The following is a 17,987-nucleotide window of genomic DNA, read 5'->3' on the forward strand; positions in this document are numbered from 1 at the left end:
GGCGCGACAAGGCGGCTCCCTGGCCCGGCGCCGACCAGCGCCGCCGCCTCCGCGACGCTGCCGACGCCGAACATCGCCTGCACGCGCGGGGAATGAGTCGCCGCCGCCCCTCTGCGCGCGCGAAGCGCGGCGAGCGGCAGAAAGACGAGTTCGACGCCAAGTTCGCGCGCCGCCTCATGCAGTCCGGCTTCCTCGGCTTTGCTCTCGAGCGCGCAGAGCCGCGTTTGCCGCAGATCGACGTCATGCGTTTTCGCGACGCGCCGCACGAGATCGACGATGTCCTGCGCGGCGACGCCGCGCCGCGCGCCGATTCCGATGGCGTAACGGTCGTTCATCGCTTCACCGCGCGCCATTGCATCACCGCCAGGGCCGCCTCGAAAGTATGAAAGCGGCCGATGGGACGGGCATGTGAAAACTGCATGTTCAAAAGCTCGCCGCCCTTATCGCGATGCGCGTCGATAAGCAGCGCCTGCGTCTCGATCGTCACCGCGTTGACGACGATGCGCCCGTTGCCGGGGAGGGCGCTCCAGACTGCCTCTAACATCGGCGCGTCGGCGCCCCCGCCGACGAAGATCGCCTGCGGCGTCTCGAGACCCGCAAGCGCCTGCGGCGCTTCGCCGGTCACGACACGCAGATCGGGAACGCCGAGCGACAGCGCGTTGCGCGCAATACGCGCCGCGCGCGCCGCATCGCGCTCGATCGCGATGGCGCGATTGGAAGCGTCGCTCAGCATCCATTCGATGGCGATGGAGCCGGCGCCCGCGCCGATGTCCCACAGCCATTCGCCCTTGCGCGGCGCCAGCGCCGAAATCGTCACGGCGCGAATGTCGCGCTTGGTGAGTTGGCCGTCATGCTCGAACCAGTCGTCGGGCAGGCCCGGCGCGCGCGGGACGACCGGCGCGTCGTGATCGGCGTCGATTTCGACGGCGATCGTATTGAGCGGGGCGATGTCGCCAAGCGCGAATACTTCCGCCCGCGTGTCTCTGATCCGTTCATGAGGACCGCCAAGCCGCTCCAGCACATGAAGGCGGGATTGGCCCATGCCGCGCTCGGCGAGATGGCGCGCGAGGCGCGCGGGCGTCGTCTCGTCCCAGGAGAGGGCGATGAGCTTCGCGCGCGGCTGCAGATGCGGCGTCACGCGCTCGAAGGCGCGCCCATGCAGCGAGAGAAGCGCGCAATCCTGCTGGCTCCATTTGAGCCGCGCCGCCGCGAGCGAAAAGGCCGATGGCGCCGGGATGCAGAAAATCTCCTCATGCACGACATGACGCGAAAGGAGATCGCCGACGCCATAGAAAAACGGATCGCCAGAAGCGAGCACGACGATCGGCGTGCCGCGCCGCGCGAGAATATCGGGCAGCGCGTCGGTCAAAGGCGAGGGCCATTGCAGGCGTTCGGCTTTCGTCTCGACCATGGCGAGATGGCGCGCGCCGCCGACGATCAGCGAAGCCTCCGCGATCAGCGCGCGCGCCGCCGGCGCCAAGGCTCCTTCGCCGTCTTCGCCAATGCCGATCAGCGACAGCCAGGGCGCTTTCATGTCGCCTGCCGCGACGTATAGACCCAGTCGCGCGCCCCTTTGCGGGCAATGCGCCGCGTGCCGCTTGCGCCGATGACGACAAGCGTCGACATATCCACTCTGTCGCCTTCGGCCGCGTCGAGCCGCGTCAGGATGATTTCCTCATTCTCGCGGCCGACGGACTTGGCGAGGCCGACGAAGGTCTCTCCCGGCAGATGCCGGCGCAGCAAGGCGAAGGCGTCATTGATGCGCGTCGGCCGCGCGCGCGAAGCGGGATTATAAAGCGCGATGACGAAATCGCCCTGCGCCGCATGTTGAAGGCGCTTCTCGACCGTCTCCCAGGGCTTCAGATTGTCGGAGAGCGAGATCGCGCAAAAATCATGGCCGAGCGGCGCGCCGAGCCGCGCCGCCGCCGCCTGCATGGCGGAGACGCCCGGCAAAACGCGAATGTCGAGATCGCGCCATTCGCGCGCGCCCTGATCGACGGCCTCGAAGATCGCCGACGCCATGGCGAAAACGCCTGGATCGCCGCCCGAGACCACGGCGACGATGCGCCCCTGCGCCGCGCGCGTCAGCGCCTCCCGGGCGCGCTCGATCTCGACGCGATTGTCGCTTGCAAGCCGCGTCTGGCCGGTGCGCTCGGGCACGCGCGCGACATAGGGCGCATAGCCAATGACGTCCTGAGCTTCTTCCAGCGCCGCCTGCGCCTCGCCTGTCAGCCAGCGCGCGTCGGCGGGGCCGAGGCCGACGACATACAGCCGGCCGCTCATGGCCGGCGCCCTCGACCGGGCACGAGCGCCATGGAGAAATAAGGCGCCTCGTCGTCGCGCTTGTCGACGAAGCGCATGATCTTCTCGCCGGGCATGGCGCCGCGTTCGACATAGATCGCCCGTTCGATGACCCCTGCGCGGGTCATGGCGCGCCGCAGCTTGGCGAAATTGCCGCCGAGCTTCATCACCACGGCGGCGTCGGTCGCCGCGAGCCGCTGCGCAAGAATGTCTTCGTCGAGCGTCGCCGGCAGGACGGTGAGAATGTCGTCGCCCCAGGCCATGGGCTGGCGCGCGGCCGCGAAACATCCCGACATGCCGGAGACGCCGGCGCAAATCTCGATGCGAAAGCGCGCGTCGAGCCGCGCGAACATATGCATGAAGGAGCCGTAGAGCAGCGGATCGCCCTCGCAGAGCAGCGTCACGTCGCGGCCCTGTTCGAGAATAGCGCGAATGCGCCGCACGCTCTCTTCGTAAAATTCGCGAAGCGCCTGGGCATATTCGGGATTGTCGAAAGGAATTTCGGTCGTCACCGGATAAAGCAGCGCAATCTCCTCGCAGCGCGGGGCGAGATAAGGCGCGGCGATGGCGCGCGCATGGCTGGCGCGTCCCTCTTTGGCGAAGAAGGCGACGACCTTGGCTTCGCCGATGAGACGCGCGGCCTTCACCGTCACGAGTTCGGGATCGCCGGGCCCGAGCCCGACGCCAATGAGCGCACCGAGCGCGGCGGCGCCTTCATGCAGAGCGTCGGCGCGCGCGTTCATTCCGTTTCGCTCGCCAGCGCGTTGACGGCCGCAGCGGCCATGGCGCTGCCGCCTTTGCGGCCTTTGACGATGATGAAGGGGATGCGGCCATAGTCGCGCAGCGCCTCCTTCGATTCCGCCGCGCCGACGAAGCCGACCGGCATGCCGATAATCGCCGCGGGCGGCGCGGCCCCTTCCTCGATCATTTCGAGCAGCCGATAGAGCGCCGTCGGGGCGTTGCCGACGGCGACGAGCGCGCCGTCGAGCCGGTTGCGCCAGAGTTCCAGCGCGGCGGCGCTACGCGTATTGCCGATTTCGGCGGCGAGCGTCGGCACGCTGGGTTCCAGCAGCGTGCAGACGACGGGGTTTTCCGCAGGCAGCCGCGAACGCGTGACGCCATGCGCCACCATGTTCGAATCGCACAGGATCGGCGCGCCATTGCGCAGCGCGCCGCGCGCCGCGGCGACGAAGTCGGCCGAGAATTCTATGTCGTCCGCCAATTCCACCATGCCGCAGGCATGGATCATGCGGACCGCGATCTTTTCCTGCTCCGGCGCGAAGCGCGCAAGATTAGCCTCGGCGCGAATGGTCGCGAAGGAGCGCGCATAAATCGCGGCGCCGTCGTGGATATAGTCGAAGCGCCGCGTCATGACGTCCGCTCCGCCGCGCGCGCGGCAAGCTCGTGAAGCACGGCGTCGAAGGTGAGCGCGCTTGTACGCGGCGCGCCGCCCGCTTCGCCGTTTTCAATGAGATCGAAGCCATTCTCGGTCACGACGAGCGTGATTGGCGCCGCAGCGGGATGCGCGCAGCCCTTGGCGCAGCCGGAAAGATGCAGGACGACGCCGTCGGCGCCGCCGAGGCGCCGCGCGAGCGGCGCAAGCCGGCTCGCATAAGCGCGCGTTTCGCCAAGCGCCTGCTCGCATTCCGGCGCGCCGGGGCAGGCGACGACGGCGAGCCTTTCGTCGCCCGCCGATGTGATGAAGTCGAGGCGTTCCGCACGCGCGATGATTCTTCGCGCCGCTCCTTCGTCGGGCGTCGGGATCAGCAGGGCGCGCCAGGGCGTGAGGCGCAATTCATTCATGCCGTCGCCCGCTGCGAGTTCGGCGATGATGGCGAGTTCGCGCGCCCGCCAACGCCCGAAGGGCGCGGCGACGCCGGCGTAGGCGACCCCGCCATTGCGCTGCGCCCCATAAATCTGCGCGGGAGGCGTCGGCGGGCGCACAGCGGCGCCTCTTTTAAAGGAGAGCCCGGCGAGGCGCGGCATCGCCTCCGCGCCAAGCGTTTCGACAAGCGCGCCGACGCGGCGGAAGACATATGCATGAGCGGCGCGCAATTCGATGAAGGCGCGCGCGAGGCGGAGCGCCGACGCCATCGCTTCTTCCGGCTCAACGAAGGCGGCCAAATCCGGCGCGCCGGCGAGGCGGATCGCGACGCGGCCGTCCTTCGTCGCCTCGATGCGAATATCGGCCTCGGCGCCCGCGAGCGACAGCGCGCCGCCGTCGTCGATGAGAAAAAGAAATTTCGTCGGCAGGGCGCTGAGTCGCGGATCGCTCTGTAACGCCGTCGCGAGGCGGACGGCCATTGCATTGGCGTCGAAAGCCGCCGTGGCGTCGAGGCCCGCGAGCGGCGAAGCGATAATATTGGCGACGCGCTCCGCGTCCGCGTCTGGCGCAAGCAGGCCGATCGCGTCGAGGCGCCGCTGGGCTTCGAAGAGCGTCGCTTCGCTCATGCCGCGCAATTGCCATTGCGCACGCTGCGAGAGATCAATGAGCCCATTGCCGCAGCTTTCCGCGATCCGTGCGATCTCGCGCGCCTGCGCGGCGCTCATATGCGAGCCGATCGCCTTGGCGCGGATCAAGAGGCCGTCGCCGCTCTGCATGGGCGCATGGGCGCCGGGGCACCAGCCCTTGATTTCAGGCCTCAGTTGCAAGGCGGCTCCCTTCTTGCTCGCTCGCTTTGCCCAGAAGCGCGCGGACGCTGTTGCGCCGCGTGCGCCACAGGCCGCGCGCGAGCGCCTCGGAAAAAACGTAAGCGATGGCCTCCTGCGCGCGCGGGTTCTCGCGCGTCAAAAAATCGCGGATAGAGTCGTCGCCGAGCGTCGCCGCGAAGGCGAGATCGAATTGCGCATCGCTGACGAGTCCGCTCGTCGCGGCGAAGGCGTAAAGATTGTCAATCGTCTCGGCGATTTCGCCGGCGCCGCGATGGCCGTGGCGCATCTGGCCCTTGAGCCATTGCGGATTGGCGAGGCGCATGCGCAGCACGCGCGCGATCTCTTGCTTCAGCGCGCGGGCGCGCAAGCGTTCGGGGCGCGTCGCGTCGAGATGCACAAGCTCGGCCGCGCCGCCGAGCATGGCGTTGGCGGCGGCGAAGCCGCCCTCGAAATCGGCGAAGGCCGGGCCGGTGAGAACATCGACCTCCGCCATGTCCTGCACATGCAGATGCGCGTCGGCGCGGGCCACTTGCGCGCTGAAGGCGTCGAGCGCCGGCGCGCTTTCGCCCGCGCGCCCATAGGCGTGGCCGGCGGCGGCGAGATAGGCGCGGCCAAGATCGTCGCGGCTCGACCAGTCGCTGCTTGTAACGCGCGCGCTCACGCCAAGGCCATAGACGCCGTCGGCGGCGCCGAAGACGCGGCGAAGGTCCTCGGCTTCCGCCAACGGATTGAACGCCGCTTCTTCGTCGAGCGCGGCGACGGCGCGCACCGCGTCGTCGAAGAGCGCGATGAGACCCGGAAACATGTCGCGGAAAAGCCCCGAGACCTGCAGCGTCACGTCGACGCGCGGAAAGTCGAGCCGCGCCTGTGGCAGGATCTCGAAGCCGATGACGCGCGCGCTCGCCGTCTCCCAGCGCGGCGCGACGCCGAGCAGCGCGAGCGCCTGCGCGAAATCCTCGCCGCCGGTGCGGATGGTCGCGCTGCCCCAGAGATCGACCATGACATGGCGCGGATAGTCGCCATGGCTTTGCGCATGGCGCGTCATCACTTCCGCCGCCGCGCGCCGGCCAATGTCATAGGCCGTCTGCGTCGGCGCATGGCGCGGGTCGATGCAATAGAGATTGCGGCCCGTCGGCAGAACGTCGGCGCGCGCACGCGAGGGCGCGCCGGCGGGGCCGGGCTCGACGAAGCGCCCCGCGAGCGCGGCGAGCAGCGCCGAGCATTCGGCGCGCGCGCAGGCGTCGCGCATGGGATCTGGGTCGCTGCGCCCAAAGACATGCAGCCCGTCGCCGATGCGCATTTCCTTCAGGTCGCACATGAAGGCGTCGAGCCGCGTCAGCGTCTCGGCGATGTCGGCCTCTCGCGAGACGCCGCATTCGGCGGCGAGGCCGCTGCATTCGGCTTCGTCGATGATCGCGCCGGCGATGAGTCTGGCGCGGCGCGCGTCGAGCGCATTCGCGGTCGCATATTCGTCGAGCAGCGTTTCGATCTTCGCGGCGGCGTCGAAAAGCCCGGCGTCAACCAGCGGCGGCGTCAGATGGCCGATGGTCACGGCGCCTGTGCGGCGCTTCGCCTGCGCCGCTTCGCCGGGATCGTTGACGATGAAGGGATAGACGAGCGGCGTCGGCCCCAGCACGGCTTCCGGCGCGCAGCTTTCCGAGAGCATCACGGATTTGCCGGGCAGCCATTCGAGCGTGCCATGCGCGCCGAGATGAATGAGCGCGTCGATCTTTCGCGCGTGGCGCAACCAGAGATAGAAGGCGACATAGGCGTGGCGCGGCGCGCGCTGAATATCGTGATAGGTCTCATAGCGCTCCGCGCGCGCGCCGCGATCCGGCTGCAGCGCGATGACGAGCCCGCCGGATTCGATGCAGGAGAAGCGAAAGGCGCCGCCTTCGACGCTCGGATCGTCCTGCGGCGCCCCCCAGGCTTCGTTGACGCTTTCGACGAAGGCGGCGGGGAGGGTGGCGAGCAGCGCGAGATAGTCGTCGAGAGAGAAACTGACGACGAATGTCCCATCTTCCAGATGACGCAACAAGGATAACGCGCTCTCCCCTCTCCCGCTTCCGGCGAAGCCGGGTCGGGTGAGGGCCCTCATCCGTCGCCACTGCGTGGCGACACCTTCTCCCGCAAGCGAGAGAAGGATGGCGCGCTCAGAGTCAGCGCCAACATCATATCCCGCCTCTTGCAGCGCCTCGATAATCTCATACGCGCTCGCCTCGGCGTCGAGGCCGATGGCGTAGCCGCCGCGCCCGCGGCGGGCGGGATAGTCGGAGAGAATGAGCGCGAGGCTTTTCTCGGCGTTGGGCTTGCGCCGCAGCCGCGCCCAATTCATCGCGAGATCGGCGACGTAAGCGATGCGCGAACATTCCGGCGCATGGCGCGTTTCGCTGAATTCCGTCGCGAGTCGAAGCGGCGATTCCTCCTTGAAGGAAATGGCGCGAGTGAAGATGCGCCCGTCGACTTCCGGCAGCACGACATTCATCGCGAGATCGGCGCCATTGGCGCCGCGCATGGAGGCGGCCCAGGCCGCGCGCGAAGAGGTGGCGAGCGCGATCTGCAACACCGGCGCGTCGGCGCGGTCGAGCGCGCTTCCCCCGTCGCGACGCGCCGAAAAGGCGGTGGCGTTGAGAATGACGTCGGGCGCAAAAGCGTCGAGCGACCGCGCGACGAAACTTTCGCTCTCCGCGTCCTTCAGGCTGGCGACATAAAGCGCCTCGACGCAAAAGCCGCGTTCGGCGAGCGCGTCGGCAAGCGCGAGGATCGGCGCGACATCGTCGGCAAGATAAAGCGCGCGGTAGAAAACGATGGTCGCGCGCAGCGTTCCGCCCGTGCGACAGGCGCCGTCAAAGCGCCCCGCATTGGCGACGGGAACGCTCTCGCGCCACGGCGCCTCAAAGCCCCCCAGCGTCGCGGCGTAGCCGAGGAACGCGCGCAGATTGTCCGGCCCGCCATGCTGGAAAAAGCGCCAGATGCGCGCGAGCGCGCCCGCTTCAAGCGTCGAGGCTTGCGCGAGACGCGCGTCGCCATGCGCGTCGCCCGGAACAATGGCGAGCGCGACGCCGCGAGTCCGCGCGAGCGCCTGCAATTCGTCGACGCCATAGGCCCAATAGTCCTTGCCGCCGAGAAGGCGTACGACAATGAGCTTCGCCTGGCGCGCCACGGCGTCGAGATAGAGATCGACGGAGTAGGGGTGCTTCAATTGCGCCAGCGACGCGCAGCGCAGGCTCGGAAGATTGGCGGCGTCCTGCTCATAAAGACGCGCAAGCAGGCGCAGCTCCGAATCCGAAAAGGACAGAAACAAAATATCGGCCGGCGTCTGCCCAAGATCGACCGCCGCGTCGGCGTCGTCGAGACCATGGAGATCGCGCGGGAGGAGATGCATGGCGGATCACGGCTGCGACAGCATGGCGATGACGGCGTCGCGATCGATGCCCTTCTCGCCGATGACGACAAGACGGCTGGCGCGCGCTTCGCCCGGCTTCCAGGCGCGGTCGAAATGATGCTGCACGCGCGCGCCGACGCCCTGCACCAGCAGGCGCATCGGCTTGCCGGCGACCTCGATGAATCCTTTGACCCGCAGCACGTCATGCGCGCGCGCCGCGCCAATGATCCTCTCGATCAGCGCCGTCGGCTCGACGATCGCCGGCAGGGCGACGACGAAACTGTCGAAATCGTCGTGATCGTGGCCGGGCTCCAAATCATGATGCGAGGGACGATTGGCGATGTCGCTCTCCGCCGCGGCGTTGAGGCCGAGCAGGATGAGCGGATCGACGCGGCCCTCGCGCGCGCGCACCACTTTCGCGGCCTCGCGCGCGCCCTCCGCGAGACGCGCGGTCACCGCGCGCTCTTCGTCGGCGTCAAGTAGATCCGTCTTGTTGAGGATGATGAGATCGGCGCAGAGAAGCTGATCCTCGAACACTTCTTCGAGCGGATTGTCGTGGTCGATCGTTTGCGTCTCTTCACGTTCTTGCGCGATCGCGTCGAGATTGTCGGCGAAACGCCCTTCCGCTACCGCCTTGCCGTCGATGACGGCGATGACGCCGTCGACGGTGAGCTTCGAGCGGATCGCCGGCCAGTCGAAGGCTTTGACGAGCGGCTTGGGCAACGCGAGGCCCGAGGTCTCGATGATGATGTGATCGGGGCGTTTCTCATGCGCGAGCAGCGCCTCGATCGCGGGGATGAAATCGTCGGCGACCGTGCAGCATAGACAGCCATTGGCGAGTTCGACGATATTTTCCTCGGGACAATTTTCGACGCCGCAGGCGCGCAATATTTCCCCGTCGACTCCAATGTCGCCGAATTCATTGATGACGAGCGCGAGGCGCCGGTCCTTGGCGTTCTCCAGCACATGGCGGATCAGCGTCGTCTTGCCGGCGCCGAGAAAGCCGGTGACGATCGTCGTCGGGATTTTGGCGGCGCTCATCAGGCTTCCTCTTCGCGCGACAAAAGCCGCCAGATAAGGCCGGCGAAAACGCCGGCGAGCGTCCAGCTCGCGGCCTGTACCGCGAGCGAAGAGGCGGCGAAGCGCGCGGCGAGTTCGGCCGGGACGGCGCTGTCGGGCGTCGCGGGCTGCGGCGCGAAAAAATGCGGCAGGGCGATCAGCGCGACGCCTATGAGCGTGGCGGCGATTCCATCGAGTCGCAGCAGCGCATAAAGTCCGGCGCCGGTAGAGGCCGCCGTGGCGAACCACCAGATCTGCCGTCCCGTGAGATCGGTCTCCGCCATGCCCGGAAGCTGCGGCGCGAGGCCGAGACTCGTCGCGAGCCCCGTCGCCGCGAAGGCGCAGGCGGCCCACAGCGCAGCGCGGCGCGGGCCGATCCTTTCGCCGGAGAGAAGCATGGCGGCGATGAGGATCAACGCATAGCCGATCGAGACGGCGATGGTCGCGACGCTCGTCGCGGCGGTTCGGCGCAAGCCTTCGAAAGCGGGCGCGGCCTCTGCGGCGCTTTCATGCGCGTGCTGCGCCGTCTCATAGACTTCGGCCGCGAGAATGAGCGGCGTCGTCGTCAGATGCTGCAGGGCCGCGACAGCAAGCCCCGCAATCAATCCGGCGACGAGGCCGGTCGCCAAAACGCGCGCGATCACGCGTGATTCGGCTTAGTGACAGGGAAAGGAGAGGGCGTGGCGCGTATCATGCGCCGCCTCATGCACGCTTTCGGGATAGGCGAAGCCGGCGAGCCAGACGAGGCCGACGCCGAGAAACAGCGCGACGACGGACGCTTTCAGCGCTTCGGCCTTGGAAGGCGCGAGCGCGGCGGAAGTAGCGAATGATTTGGCGTTCATAATCTGTCTCCCTGCCGCCCCGCCGGCGGCGCTGCGATGCGTGTGGCGAAAATCGCCGCGACGGCAGGTCTCCTGGCTCCCGGGTCCCAGGTCCGCGCCGCCTTCCCAAGCGCGCTCTTTCAAGCCTATCGCTCAGTGGCGGATGGCGCGGGCCTCGCCGGCTACAGTTGCGGGGGCAGCCGCGGAAATGTCGAAAAAGACTCGCCGCGTTCCCTCTTCGCCTTCTTGCGAAGGACCGTCGCGATTAGTCATATGCGCGCGTCATGCCGCCGTCAAACGGGTAAAGGAGCGCGCGATGGCCGAACCGAATGAAGACGAAGAAGCGCGCCGCCATCGCGAGAAGATGGAGAAGCGCAAGGCCGTTCAGGACGCCGAGGTCGCGAGCAAGACCATTACGCGCAAGGGCCTGCTCATGGTCCATACCGGCGCCGGCAAGGGCAAGTCGACGGCGGCTTTCGGCCTCGTCTTGCGCGCGCTTGGCCATGGCTGGAAGGTCGGCGTCGTGCAATTCGGCAAGGGCCAATGGCGCAGCGGCGAGCGCGACATGCTCGAAAAGCTCGGAAACGTCTCCTGGCATACGCTCGGCGAGGGCTTCACCTGGGAGACCCAGGACCGCGCCCGCGACGAGGCGGCGGCGCGGCGCGCCTGGGACAAGGCCTTAGAGCTTATGGACGACCCCGAAATCCGGCTGCTCGCGCTCGACGAATTGAACATCGCGCTGCGCTACGAGCATCTGCCGCTTGCGGAAGTGCTCGCCGCGCTCACGGGGCGGCGCGACGATCTCAACGTTGTCGTCACCGGGCGCAACGCCAAGCCGGAACTGATCGCCTGCGCCGATCTCGTGACGGAAATGACGCTGGTGAAGCACCATTTCGCCGCCGGCGTCAAAGCGCAGGAGGGGATTGAGTTTTAGGAGCGGATGCCGCTGGAACGGAACGGCCACCAAAAAGAGGCCGACGCCCGGTCTTGGCCGGAGGCGTCGGCTCCTGTCTCGATCCATGGCGTAACCGCTGGACCGCCCTACACGAAAAACCGGAGGCGATAAAACCCCCGGCAAGTCGTTGCAGGGGTCGTCTTACTGAATCATCTTGGAAGTGCGGCCCACGCCTTCGCCTTCCATGCCCTGGCGGTTGCCCGTGCCGTTGGTTCCCTCGGGAGAGATCCAGTCCGGAACCCATGTCAGAGCGACGACGACGAAAGCCACGAAGGCGGCGACCCAAAGAAGCATCTTACCGATATCGCCGGAGCTGTGAACGTTGACGGCCATGCGATTTCCCCCTGTTCTTGATTTTAGCTGAATGCTTGCCGCATCGTGGTTAGCCTAGCTTGTTTCAACGCGGATGGCAATGCGTTCATTGAGGGGGTTTAAAAGGAGTCAAAACTGGATATTTTTTAAATGAAAACATTATGTTGACATGCGACAACTGGTCGCGGCCACATGAAATTTCGCGCCGCAAAAATCGATGCCTTTGCCTAAATTCGCGCCGCTTCGCCGACCGCCGCTCCAGCATCGTCGAGAGCGGGCGAAACGGCCGCGCCGAGCCGGCGCTTTTTGGCCCCTTGCCGGCCCGCGGCGCTTCGCCTATAAGCGCCGCCATCCCACAGGCGAGGGTTCATGCGGCGTCTGCCTCAAGACGTCGTTCCGGTGGCCGGCTTCCGGCCTCTCAAATTCCCTTTCGCCGCGGCTCAACCGGAGAAACGACAATGGCGCTTCCTGATTTCACCATGCGCGGCCTTCTTGAGGCCGGCGCCCATTTCGGCCACCAGTCGCACCGCTGGAACCCGAAAATGGCCCCCTTTATCTTCGGGGCGCGCAACAACATCCATATCATCGATCTCGCGCAGACGGTGCCGTTGCTGCATCAGGCGCTTAAAGTGGTGTCCGACACCGTCGCCAAGGGCGGCCGCGTGCTTTTCGTCGGCACCAAGCGCCAGGCGCAGGATGAGATCGCCGACGCCGCCAAGCGCAGCGCGCAATATTACATCAACTCCCGCTGGCTCGGCGGCACGCTGACGAATTGGAAGACGATTTCCGGCTCGATCAACCGCTTGCGCAAGCTCGACGATCAGCTCTCGGCCGGCGGCGCGGGCGTCACCAAGAAAGAGCGCCTGCTGCTCACCCGCGAGCGCGACAAGCTCGAGCGCGCGCTCGGCGGCATTAAGGACATGGGCGGCACGCCGGACCTTATTTTCGTGATCGACACGAATAAGGAGCAGCTGGCGATCAAGGAGGCGAACCGCCTCAAGATCCCGGTCGTCGCCGTGCTCGACACCAATTGCGATCCCGACGGGGTGTCGCATCCGATCCCCGGCAATGACGACGCCGGCCGCGCCATCGCGCTTTATTGCGACCTCATCGCCAAGGCGGCGCTCGACGGCATTTCGCGCGGCCAGGGGGCGCTGGGCGTCGACATGGGCGCGGCGGAGACGCCGGAGGCCGAGCCGGCGCTCGAGGGGCGCCCGGTCATCCGCGAGGATTTGCGCACGGCCGAGGAGATCGCCGTCGAGGCCGCAACCGCGGATGCGGAAGCGCCGAGCGAGGCTTTCGAACTCCTGTCGGCGCCGCGCGGCGCGCCCGACGATCTCGCCAAGCTTCACGGCCTCGGCCCGCAGCTCATCAAGAAACTGAACGACGCCGGCGTCTATCATTATTGGCAGATCGCGGCGATGACCCCGGCCGATGTGGAAAAGCTCGACGCCGAATTGAAGCTCAATGGCCGCATCGCGCGCGACGGTTGGGTGGATCAGGCGAAGTCCCTGCTCGCGGCCTGATCCGCCCGTCACGTTCACAAATTAAGACGCGCGCGCCGGTCCGATGGGCCGGCGCCGTCGCATGATCCCTAGAAAAGGAATTTCGACCATGGCTACGATCACCGCCGCCCTTGTGAAGGAACTGCGCGAGAGCACCGGCGCCGGCATGATGGATTGCAAGGCCGCGCTCACCCAGACCGACGGCGATTTCGAAGCGGCCGTCGACTGGCTGCGTAAGAAAGGCCTCTCGAAGGCGGCGAAGAAAGCCGACCGCGTCGCCGCCGAGGGCCTCGTCGCGGCGCTGACGGGCGACAAGACCGGCGTCGTCGTCGAAGTCAATTCCGAGACGGATTTCGTCGCCCGCAACGCCGACTTCCAGACGCTCGTGAAGAACGTCGCCGAGGTGGCGCTCCAAAGCGGCAAGACCGACGTCGAGGCGCTCGGCGCGGAAGCCTATCCCGGCGGCGGCTCGGTGGCGGAGGCGATCACCAACGCCATCGCCGCCATCGGCGAAAATCTCACGCTGCGCCGCGCCGCGTCCTTGAGCGTCGAGGACGGCGTCGTCGGCCGCTATGTGCATGCGCAGGTCGTCGACGGCCAGGGCAAGATCGCGGTGATCGTCGCGCTCGAATCGAAGGGCGACAAGGAGGTGCTCGCCGCGCTCGCGCGCCAGCTCGCGATGCATGTCGCGTCCGCCAATCCGCTGGCGCTCGACGCTTCCGGCCTCGATCCCGCGACGGTCGAGCGCGAGAAGAAGCTCCTCGCCGAGAAGAACGCCGGCAAGCCCGAGAACGTGCTTCAGAAGATCGTCGAATCCGGCATCAAGACCTACGCCAAGGAGGTTTGCCTGCTCGATCAGGTCTCGAACCATCCCGATCATAACGCCAAGACGGTCGCGCAGGCGGTGAAGGAGCTGGAAGGCAAGGCGGGCGCGCCGATCGCCATTAAAGGCTTCAAGCGCTATGCGCTGGGCGAGGGCATCGAAAAGGCGACGAGCGACTTCGCCGCCGAGGTCGCCGCCGCCGCGAAGGGGTAATCTACCTCCCTTTCGTTCGATATCGTCCCGGGTCGCCAAAGCGGCCCGGGTTTTTTGCGCGCGGTTGCGCCTGAAACATTCGTCGGCGCGGGGCGTTTAGACTCGAGCGTTTTCGCTTAGAGCAGGTTCCGAAAAAGTTGACAGACTTTTTCGATAAGAACTTGCTCCAGCCTATTAATTTGGCGCGATTTCTTATCGATCAGACGATCTCGACTGATCGGAAAGCGCGCTAATTGGCGGAGACCGAGCAGACGGAGCGACGCATGCGCAGCAAAAAAAACGCCGCAGATGACATCCTTCGCGGACCTCGCGCAGAGAGCTTCGCGAAAGCCACGGCTTCGATGCTCGGATTTGCCGACTCGCCGAGCGGACGGCCGTTGTCCGACCCTCGGCGTCTCCACCCCAAGCCCCCCTTCGAGAAACAGACGCAGCCCTGGCCTGGCCTCGCCGGCCAAATGACGCCGCGTCCCGATCACGGAGAGGACAGTTACAAGGGCTCCGGAAGATTGCTTGGCCGCAAGGCGCTCATCACCGGCGGCGACAGCGGCATTGGCCGGGCGACCGCCATCGCCTTCGCGCGCGAAGGAGCGGATGTCGCGCTCAACTATCTTCCGGAAGAAGAGGCCGACGCCGAAGAGGTCATGGATTTGATGGGCGAAGCCGGCGTCAAGACGACGGCGATCCCTGGCGACATCCGCGACGAGGCGTTTTGCATAAGGCTCGTCGAAGACGCGGCGCGGGACCTTGGCGGCCTCGATATTCTGGTCAATAACGCCGCGCGCCAGCAGGCGCGCGAATCGATCCTCGACATTACGACGGATGACCTCGACTGGACCTTCCGCACCAATCTCTATGCTCTGTTCTGGATCACCAAGGCTGCGGTTCCCCACTTGCGGCCGGGCTCCGCGATCATCAATACGAGCTCCATCGTGGCGTTCGATCCGTCGCCGCATCTTCTCGATTATTCGGCGACGAAGGCGGCGATTCTCAATTTCAGCAAATGCCTCGCCAAGCAGCTCGCCGAGCGGGGGATCCGCGTCAACGCCGTCGCGCCGGGACCGTTCTGGACGGCGCTGCAGCCGAGCGGCGGGCAGTTTCCCGACCATCTCACGAAGTTCGGCCACGACACGCCCTTGGGGCGTCCGGGCCAGCCCGCCGAGATCGCGCCGCTTTACGTGCTTCTCGCCTCGAACGAGGCGAGCTTCTGCACAGGTCAAGTCTTCGGCGCGACGGGTGGCGAGGCGGGTCCCTAACGCTGGTCCACTTGCGGCGGCGGCGCGCCGTTCGTATGAAGGTCGCGCCCCGCCTCAGCCAGCGAGATTCGCCAGATGTCAGACCACGCTCCGACGCGACGTTACAGGCGCGTGGTCGTCAAACTGTCCGGCGAGGCCCTCCAGGGTTCCGCGCCGCATGGGCTCGACGCCGCGACGCTGGCCCGCATTGCCGCCGATCTCGCGAACGCCGCCGCGGCCGGGCATGAAATCGCCGTCGTCGTCGGCGGCGGCAATTTCTTTCGCGGCATCAAGGGCGCCGACAGCGGCATAGAGCGGGCGCGGGCCGACTCGATCGGCATGCTCGCCACCGTCATGAACGGGCTCGCGCTGGAGCAGGCGGTCGAAGGGCAGGGGCGCGCCGCGCGCTGCCTCTCCGCCGTGCCGATGCCTTCGGTGTGCGAATCCTTCTCGCGCCGCGCCGCCCTGCATCACCTCGACAAGGGCCGCGTCGTCATCGCGGCGGGCGGCACCGGCAATCCGTTCTTCACGACGGACACCGGCGCCGTGCTCCGCGCGGCGGAGCTTTCGGCCGACGCGGTGCTGAAGGCGACGCAAGTCGACGGCGTCTACACCGCCGATCCTAAGCGCGATTCCAGCGCGACCCGCTACGAGCGCCTCACCCATGACGAGGCCATCGCCAAAAATCTCGCGGTGATGGATACGGCGGCCTTCGCCCTTGCGCGGGAGAATAAGATTCCGATCATCGTCTTCTCCATCGCCGAGGAGGGCGCGATCGCAGGGGCGCTCGCCGGGACGTCCCGCGCGACGCTGGTCGCGCCTTAAGCCGCCTTTTCGCGCCCGGCGAAAAACATGTCACAATGCGCGGCGCGGGCGGGAGGAACGCCGGCGCCCGCCGGGGCGAACGCATCATTGGCCGCTTTGCCAGGCCAAGCCTGAAAGAATAAAAAGCTCGAGCCGCGCCGCTATTCTTAAAAAAGCGGCGGCTTGCGAAGGATGGGTTGCACACATCATGGCGGAAATTTTCGACCTAGCGGATTTAAAGCGCCGCATGCAGGGCGCGCTCGCGACGCTCAAGCACGAATTCGGCGGGCTGCGCACCGGCCGCGCCTCGGCGAGCCTGCTCGATCCGGTTCATGTCGAGGCCTATGGCCAGGCGTCGCCCCTCAATCAGGTCGCGACGGTGAGCGTGCCGGAGCCGCGGCTGATCTCGGTGCAGGTATGGGACAAAGCGCTCGTGATCGCCGTCGATAAGGCGATTCGCGAGGCGAACCTTGGGCTCCAGCCGACGGTGGAAGGGCAGATCCTGCGGATTCGCATGCCGGAATTGAATGAGCAGCGCCGCAAGGAGCTCGTCAAGGTCGCGCATAAATACGCCGAGGACGCGCGCGTCGCCGTGCGCCACGTGCGCCGCGACGGCCTCGACATCTTGAAGAAATTGCTGAAGGATCACGCGATTCCCGAGGACGACGAAAAGCGTCACGAGACCGAGGTGCAAAAGGCGACCGACGAGATCGTGAAGGAGATTGACGCCGCGCTCGCCGCCAAGGAAAAGGAAATTATGCAAGTATAGAATAGTTCGTCGCGGCGCGGAGCGCTTTTATTGCTATTCTCCTACTGGGAATCCGGCCCGACGACATTGCGGAACCTTGAAATGGCGGCAGGCGACATTCTGGAGGCGGAGACGAACGCGCGGGACTTGCGCGCGTCGCCCCGCCATGTCGCGCTGATCATGGACGGCAACGGCCGCTGGGCGGCGGCGCGCGGCCTGCCGCGCTTCGAGGGGCATCGTCGCGGCGTCGAGGCGTTGCGCCGCGCCGTGCGCGCCGCCATCAATCTTCGCATCGACTATCTCACCGTTTATTCCTTCTCGGCCGAGAACTGGTCGCGCCCGCGCGAAGAGGTCGAGATGCTTCTCGGCCTGCTGCATCGCTTCATCCGCAACGATCTCGCCGAACTTCACGCGAGCAATGTGCGCGTGCGCGTTATCGGCGCGCGCGGCGATCTCGCGCCCGAGATATTGGACCTGCTCCGCGAGGCGGAGCAGGTGACGCAGGCCAACGCCGGCCTCACCCTCGTCGTCGCCTTCAATTATGGAGCGCGGCAGGAGATCGCGGCCGCCGCGCGCGCGCTCGCCGAAATGGTCGCGCTGGGGCGGCTCGCGCCGGGGGAGATCGACGCCGAAGCGATCGCCGCGCAGCTCGACACCGCCGACATTCCAGACCCCGATCTCATCATCCGCACGTCGGGCGAGCAGCGGCTGTCGAATTTCCTGCTGTGGCAGGCCGCCTATGCGGAATTCGTCTTCCTGCCGATCCTGTGGCCCGATTTCGACGAAGTGGCCTTTATCGGGGCGCTCGCGGAATACGGCCATCGCGACCGGCGTTTCGGCGGGCTCGACGCCGCGGCGCCCGGCGCCAAGACCGCTTCATGACGGCGGATGGAGAAGACGGCTTTGTGAGCGCGCCAGCCAATTCCGCCGCCGCGCCGCCCAAGAAAACGGCGAAATGGACGCCGGCCGGCGGTTTCGCCGATCTCGGGGCCCGCGTCGCGTCAAGCGCGGCGCTGGTCGCTCTCGCCCTTGGCGCGCTTTACATTGGCGGCGGCGTTTTCGCGCTGTTCTGGCTCGCCGCGGCTTTCGCGGTGAATTGGGAGTGGCAGGGCCTGATCGACGCCGAGCGTCGCGCAGCGCGGGTGGCGATGGGCGGCGCGGCGCTCGCCGCCGGGGC

General features: G+C 66.8%; 18 protein-coding genes, 1 pseudogene and 1 riboswitch. Of the genes and pseudogenes, 8 read left to right on the forward strand and 11 right to left on the reverse strand.

From position 1 onward, the window contains the following. The 10 genes from V3H18_RS14390 to V3H18_RS14435 all read right to left on the reverse strand — a co-directional run. The coding region (locus tag V3H18_RS14390; protein WP_332082764.1) for a cobalamin biosynthesis protein at nucleotides 1–353 on the reverse strand (353 nt) is incomplete at its 3' end. Further along, nucleotides 332–1,534, reverse strand: a complete 1,203-nt coding sequence (gene cbiE, locus V3H18_RS14395) for a precorrin-6y C5,15-methyltransferase (decarboxylating) subunit CbiE (RefSeq protein WP_332082765.1) — start codon at nucleotides 1,532–1,534, stop codon at nucleotides 332–334. The genes cbiE and V3H18_RS14390, both read right to left, overlap by 22 nt. Beyond that, entirely contained in the window at nucleotides 1,531–2,283 is a 753-nt protein-coding gene (cobJ, locus tag V3H18_RS14400; RefSeq protein ID WP_332082766.1) for a precorrin-3B C(17)-methyltransferase, read from the reverse strand. Before cobJ ends, cbiE begins: the two co-directional genes overlap by 4 nt. Continuing rightward, the gene (locus tag V3H18_RS14405) at nucleotides 2,280–3,044 is read right to left on the reverse strand and encodes a precorrin-2 C(20)-methyltransferase (protein ID WP_332082767.1); all 765 of its coding nucleotides are present in this window, start codon (nucleotides 3,042–3,044) and stop codon (nucleotides 2,280–2,282) included. Before V3H18_RS14405 ends, cobJ begins: the two co-directional genes overlap by 4 nt. Further along, entirely contained in the window at nucleotides 3,041–3,673 is a 633-nt protein-coding gene (locus V3H18_RS14410) for a precorrin-8X methylmutase (protein ID WP_332082768.1), read from the reverse strand. Before V3H18_RS14410 ends, V3H18_RS14405 begins: the two co-directional genes overlap by 4 nt. Next, nucleotides 3,670–4,953 carry a precorrin-3B synthase gene (gene cobG / locus V3H18_RS14415; RefSeq protein ID WP_332082769.1) on the reverse strand — a complete coding sequence of 428 codons (1,284 nt, stop codon included), beginning with the start codon at nucleotides 4,951–4,953 and terminating at the stop codon, nucleotides 3,670–3,672. Before cobG ends, V3H18_RS14410 begins: the two co-directional genes overlap by 4 nt. Continuing rightward, nucleotides 4,937–8,338, reverse strand: coding sequence for a cobaltochelatase subunit CobN (gene cobN, locus V3H18_RS14420; protein WP_332082770.1), 3,402 nt, complete (start codon nucleotides 8,336–8,338; stop codon nucleotides 4,937–4,939). The genes cobG and cobN overlap by 17 nt, the downstream gene beginning before the upstream one ends. A gap of 6 nt (nucleotides 8,339–8,344) precedes the next feature. Beyond that, entirely contained in the window at nucleotides 8,345–9,379 is a 1,035-nt protein-coding gene (gene cobW, locus V3H18_RS14425) for a cobalamin biosynthesis protein CobW (protein ID WP_332082771.1), read from the reverse strand. Beyond that, a complete protein-coding gene (locus V3H18_RS14430) occupies nucleotides 9,379–10,041 on the reverse strand; it encodes a CbtA family protein (RefSeq protein ID WP_332082772.1) in 663 nt (220 codons plus the stop codon). Before V3H18_RS14430 ends, cobW begins: the two co-directional genes overlap by 1 nt. A 12-nt stretch (nucleotides 10,042–10,053) precedes the next feature. Continuing rightward, nucleotides 10,054–10,239: a CbtB domain-containing protein gene (locus V3H18_RS14435; protein ID WP_332082773.1), complete on the reverse strand. Its 186-nt coding sequence runs from the start codon at nucleotides 10,237–10,239 to the stop codon at nucleotides 10,054–10,056. A gap of 45 nt (nucleotides 10,240–10,284) precedes the next feature. Further along, a riboswitch (cobalamin riboswitch) is annotated at nucleotides 10,285–10,494 on the reverse strand. A 40-nt stretch (nucleotides 10,495–10,534) separates the two neighbouring features. Between V3H18_RS14435 and cobO the strand changes: the two genes are divergently transcribed. Continuing rightward, entirely contained in the window at nucleotides 10,535–11,152 is a 618-nt protein-coding gene (cobO, locus tag V3H18_RS14440; RefSeq protein ID WP_332082774.1) for a cob(I)yrinic acid a,c-diamide adenosyltransferase, read from the forward strand. Nucleotides 11,153–11,314: 162 nt separating this feature from the next. On the opposite strand, the gene V3H18_RS14445 is transcribed toward cobO, so the two are convergent. Continuing rightward, the gene (locus V3H18_RS14445) at nucleotides 11,315–11,506 is read right to left on the reverse strand and encodes a hypothetical protein (RefSeq protein ID WP_332082775.1); all 192 of its coding nucleotides are present in this window, start codon (nucleotides 11,504–11,506) and stop codon (nucleotides 11,315–11,317) included. 437 nt (nucleotides 11,507–11,943) lie between these two features. Here V3H18_RS14445 and V3H18_RS14450 point away from each other — a divergent pair, with 437 nt between their 5' ends. The 7 genes and pseudogenes from V3H18_RS14450 to V3H18_RS14480 all read left to right on the forward strand — a co-directional run. Continuing rightward, nucleotides 11,944–13,011, forward strand: coding sequence for a 30S ribosomal protein S2 (locus tag V3H18_RS14450; protein WP_332082776.1), 1,068 nt, complete (start codon nucleotides 11,944–11,946; stop codon nucleotides 13,009–13,011). Nucleotides 13,012–13,099: 88 nt separating this feature from the next. Then, nucleotides 13,100–14,026, forward strand: a complete 927-nt coding sequence (gene tsf, locus V3H18_RS14455) for a translation elongation factor Ts (RefSeq protein ID WP_332082777.1) — start codon at nucleotides 13,100–13,102, stop codon at nucleotides 14,024–14,026. A gap of 263 nt (nucleotides 14,027–14,289) precedes the next feature. Further along, nucleotides 14,290–15,279 carry an SDR family oxidoreductase gene (locus V3H18_RS14460; protein WP_332082778.1) on the forward strand — a complete coding sequence of 330 codons (990 nt, stop codon included), beginning with the start codon at nucleotides 14,290–14,292 and terminating at the stop codon, nucleotides 15,277–15,279. Between the two features lie 75 nt (nucleotides 15,280–15,354). Continuing rightward, complete coding sequence (gene pyrH, locus V3H18_RS14465; protein ID WP_332082779.1) at nucleotides 15,355–16,083, forward strand: UMP kinase; 729 nt, start codon at nucleotides 15,355–15,357, stop codon at nucleotides 16,081–16,083. Nucleotides 16,084–16,270: 187 nt separating this feature from the next. Continuing rightward, on the forward strand, nucleotides 16,271–16,831 hold the full coding sequence (frr, locus tag V3H18_RS14470; protein WP_332082780.1) for a ribosome recycling factor: 561 nt from the start codon (nucleotides 16,271–16,273) through the stop codon (nucleotides 16,829–16,831). A gap of 81 nt (nucleotides 16,832–16,912) precedes the next feature. Continuing rightward, nucleotides 16,913–17,692, forward strand: coding sequence for an isoprenyl transferase (locus V3H18_RS14475; RefSeq protein ID WP_332082781.1), 780 nt, complete (start codon nucleotides 16,913–16,915; stop codon nucleotides 17,690–17,692). Between the two features lie 23 nt (nucleotides 17,693–17,715). Further along, nucleotides 17,716–17,987, forward strand: a pseudogene (locus V3H18_RS14480) (phosphatidate cytidylyltransferase); the annotation flags it as partial.

The sequence above is a fragment of the Methylocystis borbori genome, from assembly GCF_036576025.1.
Lineage (GTDB): Bacteria > Pseudomonadota > Alphaproteobacteria > Rhizobiales > Beijerinckiaceae > Methylocystis > Methylocystis borbori.

What these genes read in the sequence shown, in the direction of transcription:
- V3H18_RS14445 (WP_332082775.1), bottom strand. Translation starts at nt 11,506, where the DNA reads ATGGCCGTCAACGTTCACAGCTCCGGCGATATCGGTAAGATGCTTCTT.
- cbiE (WP_332082765.1), bottom strand. Translation starts at nt 1,534, where the DNA reads ATGAAAGCGCCCTGGCTGTCGCTGATCGGCATTGGCGAAGACGGCGAA.
- V3H18_RS14450 (WP_332082776.1), top strand. Translation starts at nt 11,944, where the DNA reads ATGGCGCTTCCTGATTTCACCATGCGCGGCCTTCTTGAGGCCGGCGCC.
- tsf (WP_332082777.1), top strand. Translation starts at nt 13,100, where the DNA reads ATGGCTACGATCACCGCCGCCCTTGTGAAGGAACTGCGCGAGAGCACC.
- cobW (WP_332082771.1), bottom strand. Translation starts at nt 9,379, where the DNA reads ATGAGCGCCGCCAAAATCCCGACGACGATCGTCACCGGCTTTCTCGGC.
- cobJ (WP_332082766.1), bottom strand. Translation starts at nt 2,283, where the DNA reads ATGAGCGGCCGGCTGTATGTCGTCGGCCTCGGCCCCGCCGACGCGCGC.
- V3H18_RS14405 (WP_332082767.1), bottom strand. Translation starts at nt 3,044, where the DNA reads ATGAACGCGCGCGCCGACGCTCTGCATGAAGGCGCCGCCGCGCTCGGT.
- V3H18_RS14475 (WP_332082781.1), top strand. Translation starts at nt 16,913, where the DNA reads ATGGCGGCAGGCGACATTCTGGAGGCGGAGACGAACGCGCGGGACTTG.
- V3H18_RS14460 (WP_332082778.1), top strand. Translation starts at nt 14,290, where the DNA reads ATGCGCAGCAAAAAAAACGCCGCAGATGACATCCTTCGCGGACCTCGC.
- cobN (WP_332082770.1), bottom strand. Translation starts at nt 8,338, where the DNA reads ATGCATCTCCTCCCGCGCGATCTCCATGGTCTCGACGACGCCGACGCG.
- pyrH (WP_332082779.1), top strand. Translation starts at nt 15,355, where the DNA reads ATGTCAGACCACGCTCCGACGCGACGTTACAGGCGCGTGGTCGTCAAA.
- frr (WP_332082780.1), top strand. Translation starts at nt 16,271, where the DNA reads ATGGCGGAAATTTTCGACCTAGCGGATTTAAAGCGCCGCATGCAGGGC.
- V3H18_RS14435 (WP_332082773.1), bottom strand. Translation starts at nt 10,239, where the DNA reads ATGAACGCCAAATCATTCGCTACTTCCGCCGCGCTCGCGCCTTCCAAG.
- V3H18_RS14410 (WP_332082768.1), bottom strand. Translation starts at nt 3,673, where the DNA reads ATGACGCGGCGCTTCGACTATATCCACGACGGCGCCGCGATTTATGCG.
- cobO (WP_332082774.1), top strand. Translation starts at nt 10,535, where the DNA reads ATGGCCGAACCGAATGAAGACGAAGAAGCGCGCCGCCATCGCGAGAAG.